The organism is Streptomyces sp. NPDC030995 (assembly GCF_055571215.1).
In genome coordinates, this window is the sequence record NZ_JBVIFS010000013.1 from 160,615 (window position 1) to 182,032 (window position 21,418).

Below are 21,418 nucleotides of genomic sequence, written 5' to 3' on the forward strand. Positions count from 1 at the left end.
GGCGTGCGAGGGCCCCTTCCCGCTGCAGGGGGGCGGGAAGAGGCCACACGATTGCACGGATACGGGAGGCTAGCGGTTCATGCGCGCCGCACTTCAGGCGTTCTGGCCGACGGTGTCGAAAACCCGGCAGTCGAAGAAGTCCTCGCCCTCGGACAGGAGATACGCCTGCGCCTCGCCCACGTGGAAGTACATCCCGTGCAGCTCCAGGGTGCCCTCGGCGAGCCGCCGGGCCACCGACTCGTGGGCCCGCAGGTGCTCCAGCTGCTGCACCACATTGGTCAGGCACAGCTGCTCCACCGCGTCCGCCGGGAGCCGCCCCGAGATCCGGGCCCAGGCGTGGTGGCGGCTGGCCATCCGCTCAAGGCTGGGCAGCCCGTGCCGCAGCCAGCGGCGCAGCGGGGTCATCGGGACCCCGGGCGCGGAGCTGAGCAGGGCCTGCATGGCCCCGCAGCCCGAGTGCCCGCACACCGTGATGCTGTCCACCTTCAGCACGTCCACGGCGTACTCGATGGCCGCCGCGACGGAGTCGTCCGTGGACTCCGCTCCGGGCAGCGGGACCAGATTGCCGACATTGCGGACCGTGAACAGGTCGCCCGGGCCACTGGCCGTGATCATGCTGGTCACCAGGCGGGAGTCCGCGCAGGTGAGGAAGAGCTGGGAGGGCCGCTGCCCCTCGCGGGCCAGCCGGGCCAGCTCGTCCCGTACGTGGGGTGCGGTATCGCGCTGGAAGGCGCTGATCCCATTGGCCAGTTGGCCGGCGCCCCGCCGTCGGGGCGTGACCGTGGGGGCCTCCACCGCGCCGGCGTCCATGGCCGTGGCTGCCGCCATGGCCGCGGCAGTGGTCGTACGGGTGCTCGTGGGGCGGTGGTCGCAGTGGTTCTGCCACGGGGTCCAGGGCCGGCAGCACTGGTGCACCCCGCGCTGGGTCCCGCGCCGGGGCCGGTCGGTGGGGTGGTCGGCCGGGCGGTCGGCGGGCTGGTCGGCGGGGTGCGCCCCGTCGGCCGGCTCGTCCTCGGAGAGCCGGACCGCGGACCCGGAGCGGCCGGTGACCGCCAGCGAACCCCCGTGCGCCAGGTGGGAATCGCGCCAGTCCTGCAGGGTCTCGTAGGCCGCGTGGTCCATGAACGAGCCGTCCAGCTCGACCACCGCGTGCCCGTCGTGCGGAATCTGGTTCAGCACCCGGCTCAGCCGCGGCACGGCGAGGAAGGTCAACTGCCCGCGCGCCTGCACCCGGTGGACCCCGCTGTCCAGTCGCTCCACGGTGATCCGGGTCCGGGCGAGCCGGTGCAGGGCCAGCGCGACGGCCACCGCGATGCCGATCGCCACGCCCTCCAGGACCCCGCCGAGCACCACGGCGAGGATGGTCGTGGCGTAGACCAGGATCTCCCGGTGCCGGGTGACACTGCGCAGGTGCGTGATGCTGACCATCTGCACGCCCACCGCCATGACCAGGGCGGCCAGCGCGGCCAGTGGGATCAGGTCGAGGACCGGGACGAGCAGTCCGGCGGCGAGCAGGACCCAGAGCCCGTGCAGAATGGCCGATTTCCTGCTGGCCGCACCGGACTTGACGTTGGCCACGCTGCGGACGGCCACACCCGTGATGGGCAGTCCGCCCAGCGCCCCGGAGACGATGTTCGCGGCGCCCTGCCCCCGCAGTTCGCGGTTGAGGTCGGCCCGCGGCGGACGGTTCCCGGTGCGCCGCTCGGAGGCGATCAGCTTGTCGGTCGCGACCGCGGAGAGCAGGGACTCCACGCTCCCGACCAGGGTGATGGTCAGTACGGCGGCGATGAGGCCGAGGACCGGCCCCTCGGGCAGTTCGGGCAGGGCATGGCTGCGCCAGGACGGCAGGTCCACCCGGGGCAGTGTGAGTCCGGCCAGCGAGGCGAAGACGGTGGCGGTGCCGACGGCGGCGAGCGCCGCAGGCACCTTGCGCAGGGCGAGGCCCGCCCGTCCGGGCAGGCGCGGCCAGCCGAGGAGGACGAGCAGGGTCAGCGCGCTGACGCCGAGTGCGGCCGGGTGCAGGTCGGCCAACTGGGCGGGCAGGCCCAGGACGTTGGCCACGGCGGAGCTCTGCGGTGTGCCGCCGAGCACGATGTGGAGCTGAGCCAGCGCGATGGTCACGCCGATGCCCGCGAGCATGCCGTGCACGATGGCCGGGCTGACCATGAGCGCCGACCGGGCGGTGCGCAGCACGGCGAGGCCGAGCTGGCAGAGACCGGCGAACACGGTGATGGCGCACGTGGTGCGCCATCCGTAGTGCTGGATCAACTCGGCGGTGACCACGGTGAGTCCGGCGGCGGGCCCGCTCACCTGGAGCGGGGCGCCGCCGAGCCGCCCGGCGACGATCCCGCCGACCGCCGCGGCGACCAGACCCGCCTGGAGGGGGGCGCCGGTGGCCAGGGCGATGCCGAGGGAGAGTGGCAGGGCGATCAGGAAGACGGCGATGGAAGCGGAGAGGTCCGCGGGGAGGTCCTTGCGGAGCTTCTCGGTCGTGCGCCTGTGGGAGGTGTCTGTCATAGGTTCCCGTCTCCTCTGGGGGAGGGATGAAGCGGCGGGAGTCTCAACACTCAGTAAATGGATGGTAATGGAGAGTAAAGGCAAGCGGTGAATAATGCGGGCAAATGGCCTACAAATTAACGCGCAAGAGTGATTAAGCACTTTGTCCGGCTTGTCATACCTTCCTCAAAGCGGACCGCGTGGGACGTTGCGGCGCGGAAGTCCTGCGATGGAACTGCGAGGGAGAGGTGGGGCGGATGATCGCCGCCACGAAGAAGATCGCCGGCGGCCTGGTCGCCACGGCGCTGATCCTGGGAGCCGCCGGGTGCAGCGCTTCGGAACCCGCCAAGTCCCCGGCTCCCGGGGCCCCGAACGCGAGGAAGGGCGCCGCCGCTCCGGAGGCTCCTGGCAGCGTCAACCGGCTCATCGGTGACGGCTCGACCGCGTACACCGGCCCGCAGCCGAACGTACAGAAGGCGCAGAAGCTGAAGCCCGGCGAAAAGCCGCCGCAGTTCGTGGTGTTCTCGTGGGACGGGGCGGGAGAGGACAGCCAGAAGCTCTTCTCGCACTTCCGCGAGGTCGGCAAGAAGTACAACGCCCGCATGACGTACTTCCTCAGCGGCGTCTACATGCTCCCGGAGGAGAAGAGCTCCCTCTACACCGCGCCGCAGCACTCGCCCGGCCGCTCCGAAATCGGCTTCGGCGACCTCCAGGGCATCAAGGACACCGCCACCCAGGTCCGCGCGGCCTGGCTGGAGGGCAACGAGGTCGGCACCCACTTCAACGGCCACTTCTGCGGACCCGACGGCGGCGTCGGCACCTGGTCCGTGGACGAGTGGAAGAGCGAGATCAACCAGGCCAAGTCCTTCGTCAAGAACTGGAAGACCAATGCGGGCCTGAAGAGCATGGAGGCGCTCCCCTTCGACTACGACAAGGAGCTCATCGGCGCCCGCACCCCCTGCCTCGAAGGCCAGAAGAACTTCATGCTGGCCGCGAAGGACATGGGTTTCCGCTACGACTCCAGCGGTATCAGCAAGCAGATCTGGCCCAAGAAGACGGACGGTCTCTGGGATCTGCCGCTCCAGCTGGTGCCCATGCCGGGGCGCGCGTTCGACACCCTGAGCATGGACTACAACTACATGGTCAACCAGTCCGGGACGACCTCCCAGGGCGACCCCTCGCAGCACAAGTACTGGGGCGACCAGATGCGCGACGGCCTGCGGCAGGCCTTCGACCGCGTCTACCAGGGCAACCGCGCACCGCTGATCATCGGCAACCACTTCGAGTCCTGGAACGGCGGCACCTACATGCGTGCCGTCGAAGAGTCGATCAAGGGCATGTGCACCCAGAAGGAGGTCCGCTGCGTGCCGTTCCGGGAGCTGGTGGACTGGCTGGACGCCCAGGACCCGAAGGCCCTGGAGTGGATGCGCAGCCTCGACGTCGGCGAGACGCCGAAGGAGGGCTGGACGAAGTTCCTGACCGCGGGGCCGCCGGCGTCGCCGGCCGCCCCCGCGGGCGTCAAGCCGGCTGCGGAGCCGGCTGCTGAAGGTGCGGACGAGGGCTGACGACCGCCTCCATCCCCTCCGTACCTTCCATCCCCTCGGTCCCTTCGGCGACTTCGGCATCCTCGCGCAGGATGAAATCGGGGTCGACCTGGTCCGCCAGGTCGACCCCGGTCTTGGCGTTGCCCCAGCTCTCCGCGTTCTTGAGGTGGAACCGCACCATCTGCTCGGTGTACCGGACCCAGTCGCGGTGCGCGTAGGAGTCGTCGGCGGCGTCCTGGAGCCCCTGGAGGGCGAGCCGGTTGGTCGCCTCCAGCAGCTCGAACGGGGCCGGGCGGCCCTTTTCCATCGCCCGTACCCAGTCGGAGTGTCCGACGGTGACCAGCAGGTCCTCGCCCACCTCGTCCTGGAGGAACTCGATGTCCTCGGGCCCCTGCACCTTGTTGCCGATGACCTTGAGCGCGACCCCGAAGTCCCGCGCGTACTCCTTGTACTGGCGGTAGACGGAGACGCCCTTGCGGGTCGGTTCGGCGACCAGGAAGGTCACGTCGAAGCGGGTGAACATGCCCGAGGCGAAGGAGTCGGAGCCGGCCGTCATGTCGACGACGACGTACTCGTCTTGGCCGTCGACCAGGTGGTTGAGGCAGAGCTCGACCGCTCCGACCTTGGAGTGGTAGCAGGCCACGCCCAGGTCGGCCTCGGTGAACGGCCCGGTGGCCATGAGCCGTACGGGCTCCCCGTCGAGCAGCAGCGTGCGCGCGCAGGCCTCGTACACCGGGTTGTCCTCGGTGACCCGCAGCAGGCGCGATCCGCGGCCGGGCGGGGTGGTCTTGATCATCGTGTCGGCGGACGCGATGCGCGGGTTGGAGCCCCGCAGGTACTCCTTGATCAGGGGCAGGTGCGCGCCCAGGGCGGGCAGTTCGGCGGCCTCGTCCTCGCCGAGTCCGAGCGCGGCGCCCAGGTGCTGGTTGATGTCGGCGTCCACCGCGACGACGGGGGCCTCATTGGCGGCGAGGTGGCGGATGAAGAGGGAGGACAGCGTGGTCTTGCCGCTGCCGCCCTTTCCCACGAAAGCGATCTTCATGTTCACCAAGCGTAGCGGGTCGGTAGCAGGGTGTTGTCAAGGTGAGTGAAGAAGACCACTCCAAGGAGGGGTCGGTGCTATGGGTGCGCAGTGCGTAGGCTCCCTACTTATGAGTAGCGCTTCTGACCCGTTGGCCGCACTGGCCGGGCTGCCGGGTGTCGCCGAGTCCGTGGATTCCGTACGCAAGGCCGTGGACCGGGTCTACGGACACCGGGTGATGCGCCGCCGCAGCGGCGAGATCACCTCGGAGGCCGCCCTGCGCGGTGCCCGCGGGAGCGCGGCGCTGTCCGGTGCGGACTGGGCGCTGGAAGAGGTGCGCCGCCGGACCGACTTCGGGTCGGAGCCGGAGGCCCTGACGGTGGGCGCCGCGCTGCGGCTCACGGCGGAGGCCGGGCAGCTGCTGAGCATCTGGCGCCAGTCGCCGCTACGAGTGCTGGCGCGGCTGCACCTCGTGGCGTCGGGGTCGACGGCGGAGGGGGACGTGGTGGGCCGCCCCCGACTGGCGGGCGAGCCGGTGGTCGAGCCCCTGGTGGAGCTTCCGCTGCCCAGCGCGGAGGAGGTCGCGGGCCGGCTGGACGGCCTGTCGCGCCTGATCATCGCGGGCGGTTCCGCCCCGGCGCTGATCACGGGGGCGGTGGTGCACGGCGAGCTGCTGGCCCTGCGCCCGTTCGCCTCGTACAACGGGCTGGTCGCGCGGGCGGCCGAGCGCATCGTCCTGATCAACAGCGGACTGGACCCGAAGGCGATCTGCCCGGCGGAGGTCGGCCACGCGGAGCAGGGGCGCGAGGCGTACCTGGCCGCCTTCGAGGGCTATGTCTCCGGCACTCCGGAGGGGATGGGTGCCTGGATCGCCCACTGCGGGCGCGCGATCGAGCTCGGCGTCCGTGAGTCGACGGCGGTCTGCGAAGCCCTGCAGCGCGGCGCGGCCTGAGGTTCTCGTACGTTTCCGTCCGTTTGTGCCCGGACATGGGTTGCGGCGACACCGTACTGCTTTGGTGTCGCCGCTGGCATTTACGCCCAGTTACCAAGCGTCCTCGATAGTTGCCCATCAGGTCGGGGACTTTGCCCGTTACCTGGTGCGGCTGGCCCGTAATCGACGGGTCGACGTCGCGTGGGTGCTCGGCGTTCATGCTTCGGTCCGTGGGCCTTACTGCGTTTTAAAGATGATCCTCTCGGATGTTCTTTGGTCTCGCGGGCCGTTGCTTTATTTGTACTCCGCTTCGGAGCCAAGGGAAACCCCTGGCTCCACTTTTTACTTTCCGGTGCGAGTCCGGGCGAACCGGACAGGCCATATCTCCGCAGGTCAGGACATTCAGGCGGACGCGGCGGCGGCCAGCGCATTGGCCCTGCGCCGGCTCGCGTACCAGACCAGGCCGGCGGTGGCGGCAGCCGCACCGACGGCCGCCGCGGCGACCAGCGCCGGACGCGCCGGCATCGACAGCCCGGGCAGCCGCTGCTTCAGCCGTACCGGCCGGTTGAAGACCAGTACCGGCCATTCGCGCGCCACCGCTTCGCGCCGCAGTGCCCGGTCCGGGTTGACGGCGTGCGGGTGTCCGACCGCCTCCAGCATCGGGACGTCGGTGGCCGAGTCGCTGTAGGCGTAGCAGCGGGCGAGGTCGTACCCCTCGGACTCCGCGAGCTCGCGCACGGCTTCCGCCTTGGTGGGTCCGTAGGCGTAGTACTCGATCTCGCCGGTGAAGCACCCGTCCTCGCCCACGACCATGCGCGTGGCGACGACCCGGTCCGCACCGAGCATCTCCCCGATCGGCTCGACCACTTCCGCGCCGGAGGTCGACACGATGACCACGTCGCGGCCCGCCGTGTGATGGGCCTCGATCAGGGACGCGGCCTCGTCGTAGATGATCGGGTCGATGAGGTCGTGCAGGGTTTCCGCGACGATCTCCCGCACCTGCTGCACGTTCCACCCCTTGCAGAGGGCGGACAGGTACTCCCGCATGCGTTCCATCTGATCGTGGTCGGCGCCGCCGGCCAGGAAGATGAACTGCGTGTACGCGGTGCGCAACACGGCTCGCCGGTTGATCAGGCCGCCTTGGTAGAAGGACTTGCTGAACGTCAAGGTGCTCGACTTCGCAATGACCGTCTTGTCCAGGTCGAAGAAGGCTGCGGTGCGAGGCGAGGAGTGCGGCAAGGGCTGATTTTCCACGCCCCGAGCATATGCGCCCACCATTCGGCGTAAGGTGTGGCGCGTGGGTTTGCCTGAGAAGGCTCTCGGGTACACCATGGAAGTCACGGATCGTTCGCGACCGTGCTAACCCGGTCTGGCTCCTCCCCCCCCGAGTCGGACCGTGGGGACGACCCCCGCTCTCCCCCCCGGCGGGGGTCGTCGCATGTCCGGACGCGGTTCGCGTCCCTGCCTTCGGCTCCAAGTGACCATCCCTTTGGCCCTTCCTCTTGTGCGGGCCGACGCGGCGAAGGCCCTCACCACATCAGACTCGTGACGGTGCGTAGTGGTTCCGCCGCGCTCCGGAACTCACCTGTGAGGGTGACCGGGTTATTCACAATCGATGGGTTGTCCACAGTTATCGAGCAAGATCCACTTCTTTTTCCTGATCGCTGCACGGTGATTCCAGCCGCGAAGTCCGTGGTGCTGGATTTGCAGTGAGAAGGAGGCGGAGATCGTGGCTCGATCGAAGTCGTGTGAAACGCCGGAGTCCGTGGTGGCCGGACGGGGTCCGGGGGCCGGAGCGGGGATCGGGACGGCGGCCGGATCCGCTCCGGGAGGCGGCCGGCCGCTGATCATCACCGAGGATCCGCTGCTGCTCGACGACCTGCTGAGGCTGTGCGCCGCCGCGGGAGCCGAGCCGCATGTGCACCATGACCTGCCCGAGCAGGGCGGGGCAGGCGGTGCGGACAGCGCAAGTGCCGGGGATGTCGCAAGTGCCGGGGAAGTCGGAAGTGTTGGGTGGGAGTCCGCGCCGCTCGTGCTGGTCGGGGACGACGCCGCACGGCGGGTGTGCGGGGCGCCGCGCAGGGCCGGGGTGTTCCTCGTCGGCCGGGACCTGGACGACCCCCTCGTATGGCAGCGGGCCGTGGAGATCGGCGCCGAGGAGGTGCTGCGGCTCCCCGACGCCGAGAGCCGGCTCGTCGACCGCATCGCCGATGTCGTCGAGGGAGCCGGGCGGCCCGCCCTCGCCGTCGGGGTGATCGGCGGCAGCGGCGGGGCGGGAGCCTCCACCCTGGCCTGCGCACTCGCGGTCCGGGCCGCCCGCGCCGGGGAGCGGACCATCCTCATCGACGGCGACCCGCTGGGTGGGGGCATGGACGTACTGCTCGGGGGCGAGAGCGCCGAGGGACTGCGCTGGCCGGACTTCGCGGGCTCGCGGGGGAGGGTCGGGGCCGGAGCGCTGGAGGAGTCCCTGCCCGAGGTGCACGCCCTGCGGGTGCTCAGCTGGGACCGCGGGGACCACCGGGTGGTGGTGCCGCCCGCCGCGATCCGGTCGGTGGTGGCCGCCGCGCGCCGCCGGGGCGGGGTCGTGGTGGTCGACCTCCCGCGGCGGGTGGACGAAGCCGTGGCCGAGGTGCTGGCGCAGCTCGACCTGGTGCTGATGGTCGTGCCGGGCGAGCTGCGGGCGGTGGCCGCCGCGGGCCGGGTGGCGGCCGGAGTGCGGATGGTGGCCCGGGACGTGCGTGTCGTCGTACGGGGCCGCTGCCCGGGCGGACTCGATGCGGAGGCCGTGGCCGGGCTGCTGGGGGCGCCGCTGGCCGGCGAGGTGCCGGTCGAGGTGGGACTCCCGGGGCGGGTGGCCGAGGGGGAGCCGCCGGGGGCGCAGGGGCGGGGCGCGCTGGCCCGCTTCTGCGACGGCTTCTGGCAGCGGGCGCTCGGCTCCGCGCAGGGGGTGCCGGCATGAGCGCGGTACTGCTGGACGCGGTGCGCCGGCGGCTCGCCGAGAGCGGGGCGGAACCGACCCCGGCGCGGGTGGCGGCGGCCCTGCGGGCCCAGGGCCGGCTGCTGGGGGACGCGGAAGTGCTGGGTGTGGCCGCCGAGTTGCGGTCCGAGCTGGTCGGCGCCGGCCCGCTGGAGGCGCTGCTCGCCGATCCCGAGGTCACCGACGTGCTGGTGGCGGCCCCCGACCGGGTGTGGGTGGACCGCGGTGGCGGGCTGGAGCTGACCGGGGTCACCTTCGCCGACGCCGAGGCCGTGCGCAGGCTCGCCCAGCGGTTGGCCGCCGTGGCGGGGCGGCGGCTGGACGACGCCCGGCCCTGGGTGGACGCCCGGATGCCGGACGGCACCCGGCTGCACGCCGTGCTGCCGCCGGTCTCCGTCGGTTCGGCCTGCCTCTCGCTGCGGGTGGTGCGGCCGCGGGCGTTCACGCTGGAGGAGCTCGTCGCAGCGGGGACGCTGCCGCCCGGTGGGCACCGGCTGCTCCGCGACATGGTCGAGGCCCGGCTGTCGTTCCTCGTCTCCGGTGGGACGGGGACCGGGAAGACCACCCTGCTCAGTGCCCTGTTGGGGCTGGTCGGCCCCGGTGAGCGGATCGTACTGGCCGAGGATTCGGCCGAGCTGCGCCCCGACCATCCGCATGTGGTGCGGCTGGAGACCCGGCCGGCCAATCAGGAGGGGGCGGGCCTGGTCACGCTGGCCGATCTGGTCCGGCAGGCGCTGCGGATGCGGCCCGACCGGCTGGTGGTGGGCGAGGTCCGGGGCGCGGAGGTGGCCGACCTGCTCGCCGCCCTGAACACCGGGCACGAGGGGGGCTGCGGCACGGTCCACGCCAATGCCGCCGCCCATGTCCCGGCCCGGCTGGAGGCCCTGGGGACGGCCGCGGGGCTCGACCGGGCGGCCCTGCACAGCCAGTTGGCGGCCGCGCTGACCCTGGTGCTCCACCTGGTCCGGGACCGCGAGGGGCGGCGCCGGGTGGCCGAGGTGCACGTGCTGGAACGGGACGCCGCCGGACTGGTGGTGACCGTACCGGCGCTGCGCTGGGCCGCTCGGGGCTTCGTACGGGAGCGGGGCTGGGAACGGCTTCGGCCGCTGCTGCGGGGTGCCCGATGAGCGCCGGGGCGGGGCTGCCGGTGCCGGTGTTCGCCGGGGTGCTGTGCGCCGGGGCGGCTGCCTGGGGGCTCTCCGGGGGTGACCGGGTGTCCCGGCGGGCCCGGATGGTGCTCGCCGGGGGCGGTCCGGGGATTGCGGGCGGACCGGCGAAGCGGGAGCGCCTGCTCGTCGCGGTACGGGTGCGGGCGGCGCGGTGGCGGGAGTGGGCCTGCCTCGGGGCCGGGCTCGTGGTCGCGGCGCTGGGCGGTTCGGTGGTCCCGCTGCTGGCGGGAGCGGCCGCGATGCCCCTGGTGCGGCGGTGGCTGCGGGCACGGTCGCGGGAGCGGGCCCGGGCGGCGCGGGCCACCGAGGTGGTGGCCCTGTGCGGGGCGGCGGCGGGAGAGCTGCGAGCGGGAGCCCAGCCCGGCCAGGCGCTGACCGCGGCGATGCGGCGGACGGCCGCCGGCCCGGGCGGGCCGGGCGCGGTGGAGGCGGGTGTGCTGGCCGCCGCCGCGTTCGGCGGGGACGTGCCCGGGGCGCTGCGCCAGGCGGCGCGGGAGCCCGGCGCGGAGGGGCTGGCCGGGATGGCCGCCTGCTGGCGGGTGTCGGTGGACGGCGGTGCGGGACTGGCCGCCGGACTGGACCGGCTGGAGGGAGCGCTGCGGGCCGAGCGGGACCGCCAGGAGTCGCTGCGGGCCCAGCTGGCGGGAGCGCGGTCGACGGTGGTGGTGCTGGCCCTGCTGCCATTGGTGGGCCTGCTGATCGGGACCGGGCTGGGCGCGGATCCCCTGCGGGTGCTGCTGCACACCCCGATGGGGTGGGGCTGCCTCCTGGTGGGTGCGGTGCTGGAGGCGCTGGGGCTGCTGTGGTGCCGGCAGATCGTGCGGGCGGGGGAGCGGTGATGGGCGGCTTCGTCGTCCACAGGCTGGGGATCGCCCTGTGCCTGGCGGCGGTGGCGCTGTGCGCGCTCTCGGCGGTGACGGCGCGGATCCGGGCACGGGCGGCCCGGCGCAGGATCGGGGCCCTGCTGGGGGCGGAGGGGGGCCTTCGTGGGCCGGTGTTCGGCGCCGGTGCGCGGGGTGTCGCGGCGGTGTGGGCCGGGCCCGCCGGGGCGCTGCTGGCGGGCTGGGTGCTCGTCGGCGGGATGGCGGGTGTGGCCGTCGGAGTCCTGGCCGCGCTCGGGGTGCGGCGGTGGCAGGCCCGGGCGCGACCCCCGGCCGGGGTGGATCCGAGGGAGGCGGAGCGTCAGTTGCCGTTCGCCGCGGATCTGTTGGCCGCGTGCCTGGCGGCCGGGGCGGGCCCGGTGGAGGCCGCGGAGGTGGTGGGGGAGTCGCTGGGCGGCCCCGTGGGCGAGCGGCTGGCGCGAGCCGGGGCGGAGCTGCGGCTCGGCGGCGAACCGGGCGCCGGGTGGGGGAGGTTGGCGGAGATACCGGGCGCCCGGGAGCTCGCGGAATGCCTGGAACGGGCCGCCTGGACGGGGGCGCCCGCGGCGGAACCGGTCTCCCGGCTCGCGTCCGGGCTCCGGGAGGACCGGGCCCGCCGGGCGGGAGCACGGGCGCAGCGGGCTGCGGTGCTGGTCACCGCACCGGTCGGGTTGTGTTTCCTCCCCGCATTTCTCGCGATCGGGGTCGCGCCGGTGGTGATCGGTATGGCCTCGGGACTTCTCTCGAACACCTGAAGTCGCATTGACCACCTACATCAACAACGGAAATTCCACAGGAGGTTGCCATGAGGATCATCTGGTTTCGCGTGCGGACGGCGCTGAGCGGTCGCGGGAGCGATGCGGGGATGTCCACTTCGGAATACGCCATGGGCACGATCGCGGCCTGCGCATTCGCGGCCGTTCTCTACAAGGTGGTGACGAGCGAAGTCGTGGCCACGGCCCTTCAGTCGACCATCGGGAAGGCGCTCGATGTGCCGTTCTGAGGGTAAGTCGCGGGGCGCCCGGGAAATGCGGGACCGGGGATATGTGACGGCTGAGGCGGCCCTGGTGATTCCGGCCCTGGTCCTGTTCGCGGCGCTGCTGGTGTGGGCGCTGATGGCGGCGGCCGCGCAGATCCGGTGTGTGGACGCGGCCCGGGCCGGTGCCCGGGCAGCGTCCAGGTCGGAGTCGGCGGAGGGGGCCGTGGCGGCGGCCCGGGCGGCCGCCCCGCCGGGGTCGCAGGTGGAGCTGGAGCGGGTGGGCGACCTCTGGCAGGTCCGGGTGGCGGCGCCGGCCCCGGGTCCGGGCGGGCTGCCGGTACGGCTCGGCGCGCGGGCGGTCGCGCTGGCGGAGGACAGCGTGGGGCCGCCGCCGTGAGCCCTTACGGGGGCCGGGACCGGGGCTCGGCCACGGTCTGGGCGGCGCTGGTGGCGACGGTGCTGGGCACGGTGTTCGGCGGTGTGCTGCTCCTCGGCCAGGCCGTCGTGGCCCGCCACCGTGCGGCGGCGGCCGCCGACCTGGCGGCGCTCGCGGCGGCGGCCACCTGGGCCCACGGGCCGCAGACGGCCTGTGCCACGGCGCTGCGGGTGGCCCGGGCGCAGGGCGCGGAACTCGGCGGGTGCCATCTGTGGGGCGAGGTCGCCGAGGTCAGGGCCCGGGTCGCGGCGGGTCCGTTCACCGCCACGATCGCGGCCCGCGCGGGCCCGCCGCGGGCGGCACCGCCCTGAGCGCCCGCGCCCGCGGGTCCGCCCCGGGCGGCGCCGCCCTGAGCGCCCGGCTCAGGGCCCAGGAGCTCGGGGCAGGGCCCGGAGGCAGCGCACGGGTCAGCGGGCGGGCCAGGGCACGGTCAGGGCCCGATGGGAGGGGTTTGTGGGGATTCCGAGAGGAGGCGGGTGAGGAGGCGGATGGCGCCGCGTTTGTGGAGGGGGTCGTTGCCGTTGCCGCACTTGGGGGACTGGATGCAGGAGGGGCAGCCCGCCTCGCACTCGCAGGAGGCGATCGCGTCCCGGGTCGCCGTCAGCCAGGCGCGGGCCGTGTGGAAGGCGCGCTCCGAGAAGCCGGCGCCGCCGGGGTGGCCGTCGTAGACGAAGACCGTGGGGAGGAGGGTGTCGGGATGCAGCGGCACGGAGACGCCGCCGATGTCCCAGCGGTCGCAGGTGGCGAACAGCGGGAGCAGGCCGATGGAGGCGTGCTCGGCGGCGTGCAGGGCGCCGCCGAGGATCTCCGGGTTGATTCGGGCCTCGTCGAGCTGGTCCTCGGTCACCGTCCACCACACGGCCCGGGTGCGCAGGGTGCGGGGCGGGAGGTCCAGTTTGGTCTCGCCCAGGACCTCGCCGGTGATCAGTTTGCGCCGCAGATAGGAGACGACCTGGTTGGTGACCTCGACGGAACCGAAGCAGAGCCGGGCCGAGCCCCACGGGATCTCGGTCTCGGTCTCCAGGATGGAGATGGAGGTGGTGTCGCGGGCGGTGGTGGAGAAGGGCGGGTTCGCCTCTTCCACGAGGGCCGCCGAGTCCTCCAGGTCCAGGTGCTTCACGAGATACGTGCGGCCCTGGTGGAGGTGGACGGCCCCCTCGTGGACGGCGGTGTGGGCCGCGGACTCGTCGACCGTGCCCAGCAGCCGGCCGGTCGCGGCCTCGACGATCTGCACCGGGCGGCCGCCGCCGCCCCGGATGTCGGTCAGGTCCGAGGCCCGCTCCCGCCGGGTCCAGTGCCAGGCCGTCGCCCGGCGGCGCAGCAGCTTCGCCGCTTCGAGCTGGGGCAGGAGGTCCTCGGTCGCCGGGCCGAAGAGCTCCAGGTCCGCCTCGGTCAGCGGCAGCTCCGCCGCCGCCGCGCACAGGTGGGGGGCCAGGACGTACGGGTTGTCGGGGTCCAGGACGGTGGCCTCCACCGGTTGGCGGAACAGCGCCTCGGGGTGGTGGACGAGGTAGGTGTCCAGCGGGTCGTCCCGGGCGATCAGCACGGCCAGGGCGCCCTGGCCCGAGCGCCCGGCCCGGCCGGCCTGCTGCCACAGGGAGGCCCGGGTGCCCGGGTAGCCGGTGATCAGGACGGCGTCCAGGCCGGAGACGTCCACGCCCAGCTCCAGGGCGGTCGTGGCGGCCAGGCCCAGCAGCTCGCCGGAGTGCAGGGCCCGCTCCAGGGCCCGGCGCTCCTCGGGCAGGTAGCCGCCCCGGTAGGCGGCGACACGCCGGACGAGGGAGCGGTCCACCTCCGCGAGCCGTTCCTGGGCGATCACGGAGATCAGCTCGGCGCCGCGCCGGGAGCGGACGAAGGCGACCGTACGGACTCCCTGGACGACCAGGTCGGTCAGCAGGTCGGCGGTCTCGGCGGTGGCGGTGCGGCGCACCGGTGCGCCCTTCTCGCCCCGCAGCTCGGTGAGCAGCGGCGGCTCCCACAGGGCGAAGACCAGCTCGCCGCGCGGTGAGGCGTCGTCGGTGATCTCGATCACCCGTACGCCGGTCAGCCGGGACGCGGCGGCGGCCGGGTCGCTGGCGGTGGCGGAGGCCAGCAGGAAGACCGGTTCCGAGCCGTAGCGGGCGCACAGCCGCCGCAGCCGGCGCAGCACCTGGGCCACGTGGGAGCCGAAGACCCCGCGGTAGGTGTGGCACTCGTCGATCACGACGTAGCGCAGGGCCCGCAGGAAGGAGGCCCAGCGCGGGTGGGCCGGGAGGATCCCGCTGTGCAGCATGTCGGGGTTGGTCAGGACGTAGTTCGCGTACTGGCGCACCCACTCGCGTTCCTCGACGGGCGTGTCCCCGTCGTAGACCGCGGGGCGGACGGCGTTGCCCAGCGGGGCGGCCAGTTCCCGTACGGCGCGCCGCTGGTCGGCCGCCAGGGCCTTGGTGGGGGCCAGGTACAGGGCGGTCGCACCCCTGCCGTTCGGGGCCTCCGCGCCGTCCGCCAGGGCCGAGAGCACGGGCGCGAGGTAGGCCAGGGACTTGCCGGAGGCGGTGCCGGTGGCGACGACCACGGATTCGCCGTCCAGGGCGTGCTCGGCGGCCGCGGCCTGGTGTTCCCACGGGTGTTCGATTCCGGCGGACCGGATGGCGGCTGCGACATCCGTTCGGATGCGGTCGGGCCAGACTGCATGACGGCCCTCCCGAGGGGGCAAGTGCTCCGTATGGGTGATGCGCGCAGCTCGGGAAGGCCCCCGTGACAGGCGGTCCAGGACCGTGCCGGGGGTGGGTCGAGGGTCCGCGGTTGCCGTGGGCCGACCGGGACGGTGAGTATTGGCCATCGGAACCGAGTGTGTCACCGGCGTGCGGGACAATGGTCCGAAGGCGTCGTGCGCGCCTGCCGGTAAGTGATTGAATGCCATCGCGGCAGCCAATCCCTCGCCTACCTTCGGGTGGGGAGGCCCCTGGGGGGCGCCGCTCGATAGCAAGGTGCTGGAGGATCCGTGGACCTGTCCCTGTCGACTCGCACTGTCGGCGACCGTACGGTCGTAGAGGTCGGTGGCGAGATTGATGTGTATACCGCGCCCAAGCTGCGCGAGCAGTTGGTCGAGTTGGTGAACGACGGCAGCTACCACCTGGTTGTCGACATGGAGCGAGTGGACTTCCTCGACTCCACCGGACTTGGTGTGCTCGTGGGAGGCCTCAAGCGCGTCCGCGCGCACGAGGGTTCGCTGCGTCTGGTGTGCAACCAGGAGCGCATCCTGAAGATCTTCCGCATCACCGGTCTGACCAAGGTGTTCCCTATCCACACCACTGTGGAAGACGCCGTCAACGCCACCGACTGACGGCTCCAGGCGGTCTTCCGGCAGCCTCCGGGCCGCACGGAGCCGACGAGGAGATATGGGGCACCGGGCCATGGATGGCCCGGGCCCCTGTCAAGGCACGCCCGTAGTCCGAGGGGGACGCGCATGGCCACCGTTGAACTGCGCTTCAGCGCCCAGCCCGAACACGTCCGGACGGCCCGCCTGGTCGCGGCCGCCGTGGCGCGCCGGGCCGGCGTGGAGGAAGCCGTCCTCGACGAGGTCCGCCTCGCCGTGGGCGAGGCCTGCTCGCGTGCCGTCGGGCTCCACCGCAGCAACGGGCTGACCGCGCCCGTCCGGGTGGTGCTGACCGAGGAGGACAAGCTGTTCTCCATCGAGGTCGGCGACGAGGTTCCCGGCCCGGGCGGCGGCTCGGCCGACACCGTGTCCGGCATCGACGCCGTCCTGGACGCCGATGTCGAAGCCGAGGACGAGATGGGTCTCGCCGTGATCAGCGGGCTCGTCGACGACGTCGAGGTGACCAGTGGGGAATCGGGCGGGACCATCCGGATGAGCTGGCCCGTCTCCGGGGCTTCCGAGCTTCCGTAAGATCCACCGCGCGCACGAACATCGTATCTTCCGATCTTTATCAAGGCCCTGCCGAGCAGGGCCTTTTTCATTTTCCCTAGATCAATGATCAGGCGTCAATGCTTTTGCCCCGTTACCGCTTTCGGGGGTAATGGAGTGACGCGATCTATTGCTGAGGAGCAAGAGCGCGCCAATTCCGGTTCCTGCGCACTGTTTTGATCAGGGCGCGCTCCCTACAATCCGTCCACATCTTGAGCTCATCACGTCAAGGAGGACGAATGACGGGGCTCTTCACCCCTATCGCGTCGGATCGCACCACTGATCTGGCATCCGCAGTACTCACCGATGACAATCGGCTCATCGTGATCGTCATTGCGGCCGTGGCACTCGCCGCACTCGTCGTCGCGCAGATCCTGGTCCGCCAGGTCCTCGCCGCCGACGAGGGAACCGACAGCATGAAGAAGATCGCCGCGGCCGTCCAGGAAGGCGCCAACGCCTACCTCGGCCGGCAGTTGCGCACGCTCGGCGTCTTCGCCGTCGTGGTCTTCTTCCTGCTCTTCCTGCTCCCCGCCGACGACTGGACCCAGCGGGCGGGACGGTCCGCCTTCTTCCTCGTCGGCGCCATCTTCTCGGCGGCCACCGGCTACATCGGCATGCGCCTCGCGGTCCGTGCCAACGTCCGCGTCGCCGCCGCCGCCCGCGAGGCCACCCCGGCCGAGGGCGAACCCGCCAAGGACCTGACCGAGGTCTCCCACAAGGCGATGAAGATCGCCTTCCGTACGGGCGGCGTGGTCGGCATGTTCACCGTCGGCCTCGGCCTCCTCGGCGCCTCCTGCGTCGTCCTGGTCTACGCCGCCGACGCCCCCAAGGTCCTGGAGGGCTTCGGCCTCGGCGCCGCCCTGATCGCGATGTTCATGCGCGTGGGCGGCGGCATCTTCACCAAGGCCGCCGACGTCGGCGCCGACCTGGTCGGCAAGGTCGAGCAGGGCATTCCGGAGGACGACCCGCGCAATGCCGCGACCATCGCCGACAACGTGGGCGACAACGTCGGAGACTGCGCCGGAATGGCGGCCGACCTCTTCGAGTCCTACGCCGTCACCCTGGTGGCCGCACTCATCCTCGGCAAGGCCGCCTTCGGCGACCTGGGCCTCGCCTTCCCGCTGATCGTCCCCGCGATCGGCGTGATCACGGCGATGATCGGCATCTTCGCGGTCGCCCCGCGCCGGTCCGACCGCAGCGGCATGACCGCCATCAACCGCGGCTTCTTCATCTCCGCGGTGATCTCCCTCGTGCTGGTCGCGATCGCCGTCTACGCCTACCTGCCGGCCACCTACAAGGAGCTCGTCGGCGTCGAGAACCCCGCGATCACCAACCACTCCGGTGACCCGCGCGTCCTGGCCGTCGTCGCCGTCGCCATCGGCATCGTGCTCGCGGCCCTGATCCAGCAGCTGACCGGCTACTTCACCGAGACCAACCGCCGTCCCGTCCGGGACATCGGCAAGTCCTCCCTGACCGGCGCGGCCACCGTCGTCCTCGCCGGCATCTCCGTCGGCCTGGAGTCCGCCGTCTACACGGCGCTGCTCATCGGCCTCGGCGTCTACGGGGCGTTCCTGCTCGGCGGTACGTCGATCATGCTCGCGCTCTTCGCGGTGGCCCTGGCCGGCACCGGCCTGCTCACCACCGTCGGCGTCATCGTCGCCATGGACACCTTCGGGCCCGTCTCCGACAACGCCCAGGGCATCGCCGAGATGTCCGGCGACGTCGAGGGCGCCGGTGCGCAGGTCCTGACCGACCTGGACGCCGTGGGCAACACCACCAAGGCCATCACCAAGGGCATCGCCATCGCCACGGCCGTGCTGGCCGCGGCCGCGCTCTTCGGCTCGTACAACGACGCGATCGCCACGGCGGTCAAGGACGTGGGTGCCAAGGCCGGGGAGATGAACCTCAGCCTGGACATCGCACAGCCCAACAACCTCGTCGGGCTGATCCTGGGCGCGGCCGTCGTGTTCCTGTTCTCCGGCCTCGCGATCAACGCGGTCTCCCGCTCCGCGGGCGCCGTGGTCTACGAGGTGCGCCGCCAGTTCCGCGAGCACCCGGGGATCATGGACTACACCGAGAAGCCCGAGTACGGGCGCGTCGTCGACATCTGCACCAAGGACGCGCTGCGCGAGCTCGCCACGCCCGGCCTGCTCGCCGTCCTCACGCCCATCGCCGTGGGCTTCTCCCTCGGCGTGGGCGCGCTCGGCTCCTTCCTCGCGGGCGCCATCGGCACCGGCACGCTGATGGCCGTCTTCCTCGCCAACTCCGGTGGCGCGTGGGACAACGCGAAGAAGCTGGTCGAGGACGGCCACCACGGCGGCAAGGGCAGTGCGGCGCACGAGGCGGTCGTCATCGGCGACACGGTCGGCGACCCGTTCAAGGACACCGCCGGTCCGGCCATCAACCCGCTGCTCAAGGTCATGAACCTGGTGGCGCTGCTGATCGCCCCGGCCGTCGTGCAGTTCAGCTACGGCGCGGACACCAACCCGACCGTGCGGGCGGTCGTGGCGATCGTCGCGATCGGCGTCATCGTCGGCGCGGTGTACGTCTCCAAGCGCCGCGGCATCGCCGTCGGCGACGAGACCGAGGGCGGAGCCGCCGAGCGGGTGGCCCAGCAGGCCGACCCCGCGACGGTCTCCTGACCGGAGGTCGGGCAGCGGGACGGGCAGAGCCGGGCAGGGCCGGCCGTACGCCCGAACGGCGGACAGGCGGCGCGGACTGACGCGCCGTCTGTCCGCCTTTGTGCGTGGCCGGATGGGAGCCGTGTATCTTCCGGGCCGAGAGCCTTCGAAGGGACCAATCCGGTGAACAAGAAGCTTGCGGCCGCGTTGTCGGGCGGTGCGGTGCTGATGCTCGTCCTGTCCGGCTGCGGCGGGGACGACGGCGACGAGAAGGCCAACGCCTGGGCCAAGAAGGTCTGCGACCAGTGGCAGCCCGAACTCAAGAAGATCGAGACGGCCAACGCCGAGATCAAGCGGGTGGCGACCGAGAGCAGTAAGCCCGACGAGGTCCAGAAGGCCGACTCGGCGGCTTTCGGGACCATGACGGAGTCGTACAAGGCGATGGGGAGCGCCCTGCAGGAGGCGGGAGTTCCGCCGGTCAAGAACGGCCAGGCGACCCTGGACTCGGCGGTCAAGGGCTTCGAGGCGGCCTCCAAGGGCTACGCCGACCTGAAGACGAAGATGGACGCCCTCGACCCCAAGGACCAGACGAAGTTCGCCGACGGCCTCAAGGAGGTCGCGGGCGGCCTCGAGGAAGCCACCAAGGGCGGCAAGGACGCGGTGTCCACGCTGAACGCGGGCGGTCTGGACAAGGCGATCAACAGTCAGAAGGGCTGCCAGGTCGCGGCGCCGTCGCCCTCGCCGAAGTAACGCGGCGAGCCGGTACGCCGATCAGGCGAGCCGGTACGCCGACCCAGGCGAGCCGAAACGCCCGTCAGGGCGGCCGGGGGTCCCGGAAGGGGACCGCGGCCGCCCTTTCGCACGTCCGGGCCCGGGCTGACCGGCAGGACGGGCCCCAGCGGACACAATGGACCCGTGAGTACCACCAGCCTTCCCACGCCCGACCACGCCGCCGAGCTCCGCAGCGCCCTGCTGGCCGCCGGTTTCACCGCCGACGGCCTGCTCGACCTGCTCGGCGCCCCCGCCTACGCCGCCCTGGCCCGCAGCGAGACCGTCCCGGCCCTGCGCGCCACCCGTGGCGCCGGCGACACCCCGCTCGCGAGCCTGGTCCGGCTGTTCCTGCTCCAGCAGCCCGTGCCGTACGTGCACGCCACGGCCGCGCTGCCCGTCGAGGCGGCCCTGGCCGACGGCTGGCTGCGGAGCGAGGGCGACGAGGTGCACGCCACCGTCGACGTACGCCCGTACGGCGGCCCGGACGGCGAGGACTGGTTCATCGTCTCCGACCTCGGCTGCGCCGTCGGCGGGGCCGGCGGCATCGGCAACCGCGAGGAGGGCGTGGTCCTCGGAGTCGGCGGCGCCTCCACCACCCTGGCCGGGATCACCGTCCGCACCCCGGTCGGCTCCGCCCTCGACCTCGGCACCGGTTCGGGCATCCAGGCGCTGCACGCCGCCCAGCACGCCACCCGGGTCACCGCCACCGACGTCAACCCCAGGGCTCTGGAATTCACCCGTTTGACGCTGGCCCTGTCCGGCGCCGCGGAGGCCGAACTGCTCACCGGGTCGCTCTTCGAGCCGGTCGGCGAGGCCACGTACGACCTGATCGTGTCGAACCCGCCGTTCGTGATCTCCCCCGGCGCCCGGCTGACGTACCGGGACGGCGGCATGGGCGGCGACGACCTGTGCCGGACCCTGGTCCAGGAGGCGGGAGCCCGCCTCAACCCGGGCGGGTACGCGCAGTTCCTCGGCAACTGGCAGCACGTGGACGGCGAGGACTGGCACGAGCGGCTCCGCTCCTGGGTGCCGCGCGGCTGCGATGCCTGGATCGTGCAGCGCGACGTGCAGGACGTGACGCAGTACGCGGAGCTGTGGCTGCGCGATGCGGGCGACCACCGGAGCGACCCCGCCGAGTACGCGGAGCGGTACGAGGACTGGCTGGACGAGTTCGAGGCCCGCAAGACCAAGTCCGTCGGCTTCGGCTGGATCACCTTGCGCCGGTCGGACACGCCCGAGCCCTCGATCGTGATCGAGGAATGGCCGCACACGGTGGAGCAGCCGCTCGGCGAGACCGTCCTGGCCCACTTCGCCCGCCAGGACTACCTGCGCGAGCACGACGACGCGGCCCTGCTGGAGGCTCGTTTCACCCTGGCCGCGGAAGTGGTCCAGGAGCAGGTCGGCGCGCCCGGCGCGGAGGATCCGGAGCATGTCGTGCTCCGGCAGCACCGCGGGATGCGGCGCGCCACCAAGGTCGACACGGTCGGCGCGGGCTTCGCCGGAGTGTGTGACGGCTCACTGACCGCCGGCCGGATCCTGGACGCGATCGCGCAGCTGATGCAGGAGGACCCGGTCGTCCTGCGGGACCGGACTCCGGAGGCCATCCGGATGCTGGTCGAGCAGGGCTTCCTGGAGCCCGTGGCGGGCCCCGGGCAGTAGCCGGCACCGGAATGTAACCCGGGGTTCGCCCGGTGTATCCCACCGGC

At 72.3% G+C, this 21,418-nt stretch carries 18 protein-coding genes; 14 read left to right on the top strand and 4 right to left on the bottom strand.

What is annotated here, in order from left to right:
• Positions 1-93 precede the first annotated feature (93 nt).
• A complete protein-coding gene (locus ACZ45T_RS21110; protein ID WP_468443433.1) occupies positions 94-2,517 on the bottom strand; it encodes a SulP family inorganic anion transporter in 2,424 nt (807 codons plus the stop codon).
• Between the two features lie 236 nt (positions 2,518-2,753).
• Here ACZ45T_RS21110 and ACZ45T_RS21115 point away from each other — a divergent pair, with 236 nt between their 5' ends.
• On the top strand, positions 2,754-4,061 hold the full coding sequence (locus tag ACZ45T_RS21115; RefSeq protein WP_468443435.1) for a polysaccharide deacetylase family protein: 1,308 nt from the start codon (positions 2,754-2,756) through the stop codon (positions 4,059-4,061).
• On the opposite strand, the gene ACZ45T_RS21120 is transcribed toward ACZ45T_RS21115, so the two are convergent.
• Complete coding sequence (locus tag ACZ45T_RS21120; protein ID WP_468443437.1) at positions 4,015-5,082, bottom strand: ATP-binding protein; 1,068 nt, start codon at positions 5,080-5,082, stop codon at positions 4,015-4,017. The genes ACZ45T_RS21115 and ACZ45T_RS21120 overlap by 47 nt on opposite strands.
• Before the next feature lie 109 nt (positions 5,083-5,191).
• On the opposite strand from ACZ45T_RS21120, the gene ACZ45T_RS21125 reads away from it, so the two are divergent.
• Positions 5,192-6,013 (top strand): Fic family protein, encoded by an 822-nt coding sequence (locus ACZ45T_RS21125; protein WP_468443439.1) that lies wholly within the window; start codon positions 5,192-5,194, stop codon positions 6,011-6,013.
• Between the two features lie 381 nt (positions 6,014-6,394).
• Here ACZ45T_RS21125 and ACZ45T_RS21130 read toward each other — a convergent pair whose 3' ends face one another.
• The gene (locus ACZ45T_RS21130; protein WP_468443443.1) at positions 6,395-7,270 is read right to left on the bottom strand and encodes an HAD family hydrolase; all 876 of its coding nucleotides are present in this window, start codon (positions 7,268-7,270) and stop codon (positions 6,395-6,397) included.
• Positions 7,271-7,793: 523 nt separating this feature from the next.
• On the opposite strand from ACZ45T_RS21130, the gene ssd reads away from it, so the two are divergent.
• Genes ssd through ACZ45T_RS21165 form a run of 7 tightly spaced genes read left to right on the top strand, consistent with a single transcriptional unit; the run spans position 7,794 to position 12,724 of the window.
• Positions 7,794-8,951 carry a septum site-determining protein Ssd gene (gene ssd / locus ACZ45T_RS21135; protein ID WP_468443498.1) on the top strand — a complete coding sequence of 386 codons (1,158 nt, stop codon included), beginning with the start codon at positions 7,794-7,796 and terminating at the stop codon, positions 8,949-8,951.
• Positions 8,948-10,096 (top strand): TadA family conjugal transfer-associated ATPase, encoded by a 1,149-nt coding sequence (locus tag ACZ45T_RS21140; RefSeq protein WP_453371361.1) that lies wholly within the window; start codon positions 8,948-8,950, stop codon positions 10,094-10,096. Before ssd ends, ACZ45T_RS21140 begins: the two co-directional genes overlap by 4 nt.
• Complete coding sequence (locus ACZ45T_RS21145; RefSeq protein ID WP_468443446.1) at positions 10,093-10,977, top strand: type II secretion system F family protein; 885 nt, start codon at positions 10,093-10,095, stop codon at positions 10,975-10,977. The genes ACZ45T_RS21140 and ACZ45T_RS21145 overlap by 4 nt, the downstream gene beginning before the upstream one ends.
• Positions 10,977-11,753 carry a type II secretion system F family protein gene (locus tag ACZ45T_RS21150; protein ID WP_468443448.1) on the top strand — a complete coding sequence of 259 codons (777 nt, stop codon included), beginning with the start codon at positions 10,977-10,979 and terminating at the stop codon, positions 11,751-11,753. The genes ACZ45T_RS21145 and ACZ45T_RS21150 overlap by 1 nt, the downstream gene beginning before the upstream one ends.
• Before the next feature lie 50 nt (positions 11,754-11,803).
• Positions 11,804-12,001 carry a DUF4244 domain-containing protein gene (locus ACZ45T_RS21155; protein ID WP_355409974.1) on the top strand — a complete coding sequence of 66 codons (198 nt, stop codon included), beginning with the start codon at positions 11,804-11,806 and terminating at the stop codon, positions 11,999-12,001.
• Entirely contained in the window at positions 11,988-12,374 is a 387-nt protein-coding gene (locus tag ACZ45T_RS21160) for a TadE family type IV pilus minor pilin (protein WP_468443450.1), read from the top strand. The genes ACZ45T_RS21155 and ACZ45T_RS21160 overlap by 14 nt, the downstream gene beginning before the upstream one ends.
• Positions 12,371-12,724 carry an Rv3654c family TadE-like protein gene (locus tag ACZ45T_RS21165; RefSeq protein WP_468443452.1) on the top strand — a complete coding sequence of 118 codons (354 nt, stop codon included), beginning with the start codon at positions 12,371-12,373 and terminating at the stop codon, positions 12,722-12,724. Before ACZ45T_RS21160 ends, ACZ45T_RS21165 begins: the two co-directional genes overlap by 4 nt.
• 119 nt (positions 12,725-12,843) lie before the next feature.
• Here ACZ45T_RS21165 and ACZ45T_RS21170 read toward each other — a convergent pair whose 3' ends face one another.
• Positions 12,844-15,315 (bottom strand): DEAD/DEAH box helicase, encoded by a 2,472-nt coding sequence (locus tag ACZ45T_RS21170; protein WP_468443454.1) that lies wholly within the window; start codon positions 15,313-15,315, stop codon positions 12,844-12,846.
• A gap of 81 nt (positions 15,316-15,396) precedes the next feature.
• On the opposite strand from ACZ45T_RS21170, the gene bldG reads away from it, so the two are divergent.
• The 5 genes from bldG (at position 15,397) to ACZ45T_RS21195 (ending at position 21,371) form a co-directional block, all read left to right on the top strand.
• Positions 15,397-15,738: an anti-sigma factor antagonist BldG gene (bldG, locus tag ACZ45T_RS21175; protein WP_008743037.1), complete on the top strand. Its 342-nt coding sequence runs from the start codon at positions 15,397-15,399 to the stop codon at positions 15,736-15,738.
• A gap of 123 nt (positions 15,739-15,861) precedes the next feature.
• A complete protein-coding gene (locus ACZ45T_RS21180) occupies positions 15,862-16,302 on the top strand; it encodes an ATP-binding protein (RefSeq protein ID WP_468443456.1) in 441 nt (146 codons plus the stop codon).
• Between the two features lie 257 nt (positions 16,303-16,559).
• Positions 16,560-18,962 carry a sodium-translocating pyrophosphatase gene (locus tag ACZ45T_RS21185; protein ID WP_468443458.1) on the top strand — a complete coding sequence of 801 codons (2,403 nt, stop codon included), beginning with the start codon at positions 16,560-16,562 and terminating at the stop codon, positions 18,960-18,962.
• A gap of 162 nt (positions 18,963-19,124) precedes the next feature.
• Positions 19,125-19,691, top strand: a complete 567-nt coding sequence (locus tag ACZ45T_RS21190; RefSeq protein WP_468443460.1) for a small secreted protein — start codon at positions 19,125-19,127, stop codon at positions 19,689-19,691.
• 165 nt (positions 19,692-19,856) lie between these two features.
• Positions 19,857-21,371 (top strand): DUF7059 domain-containing protein, encoded by a 1,515-nt coding sequence (locus tag ACZ45T_RS21195; protein ID WP_468443462.1) that lies wholly within the window; start codon positions 19,857-19,859, stop codon positions 21,369-21,371.
• The last annotated feature ends 47 nt before the right edge of the window (positions 21,372-21,418 follow it).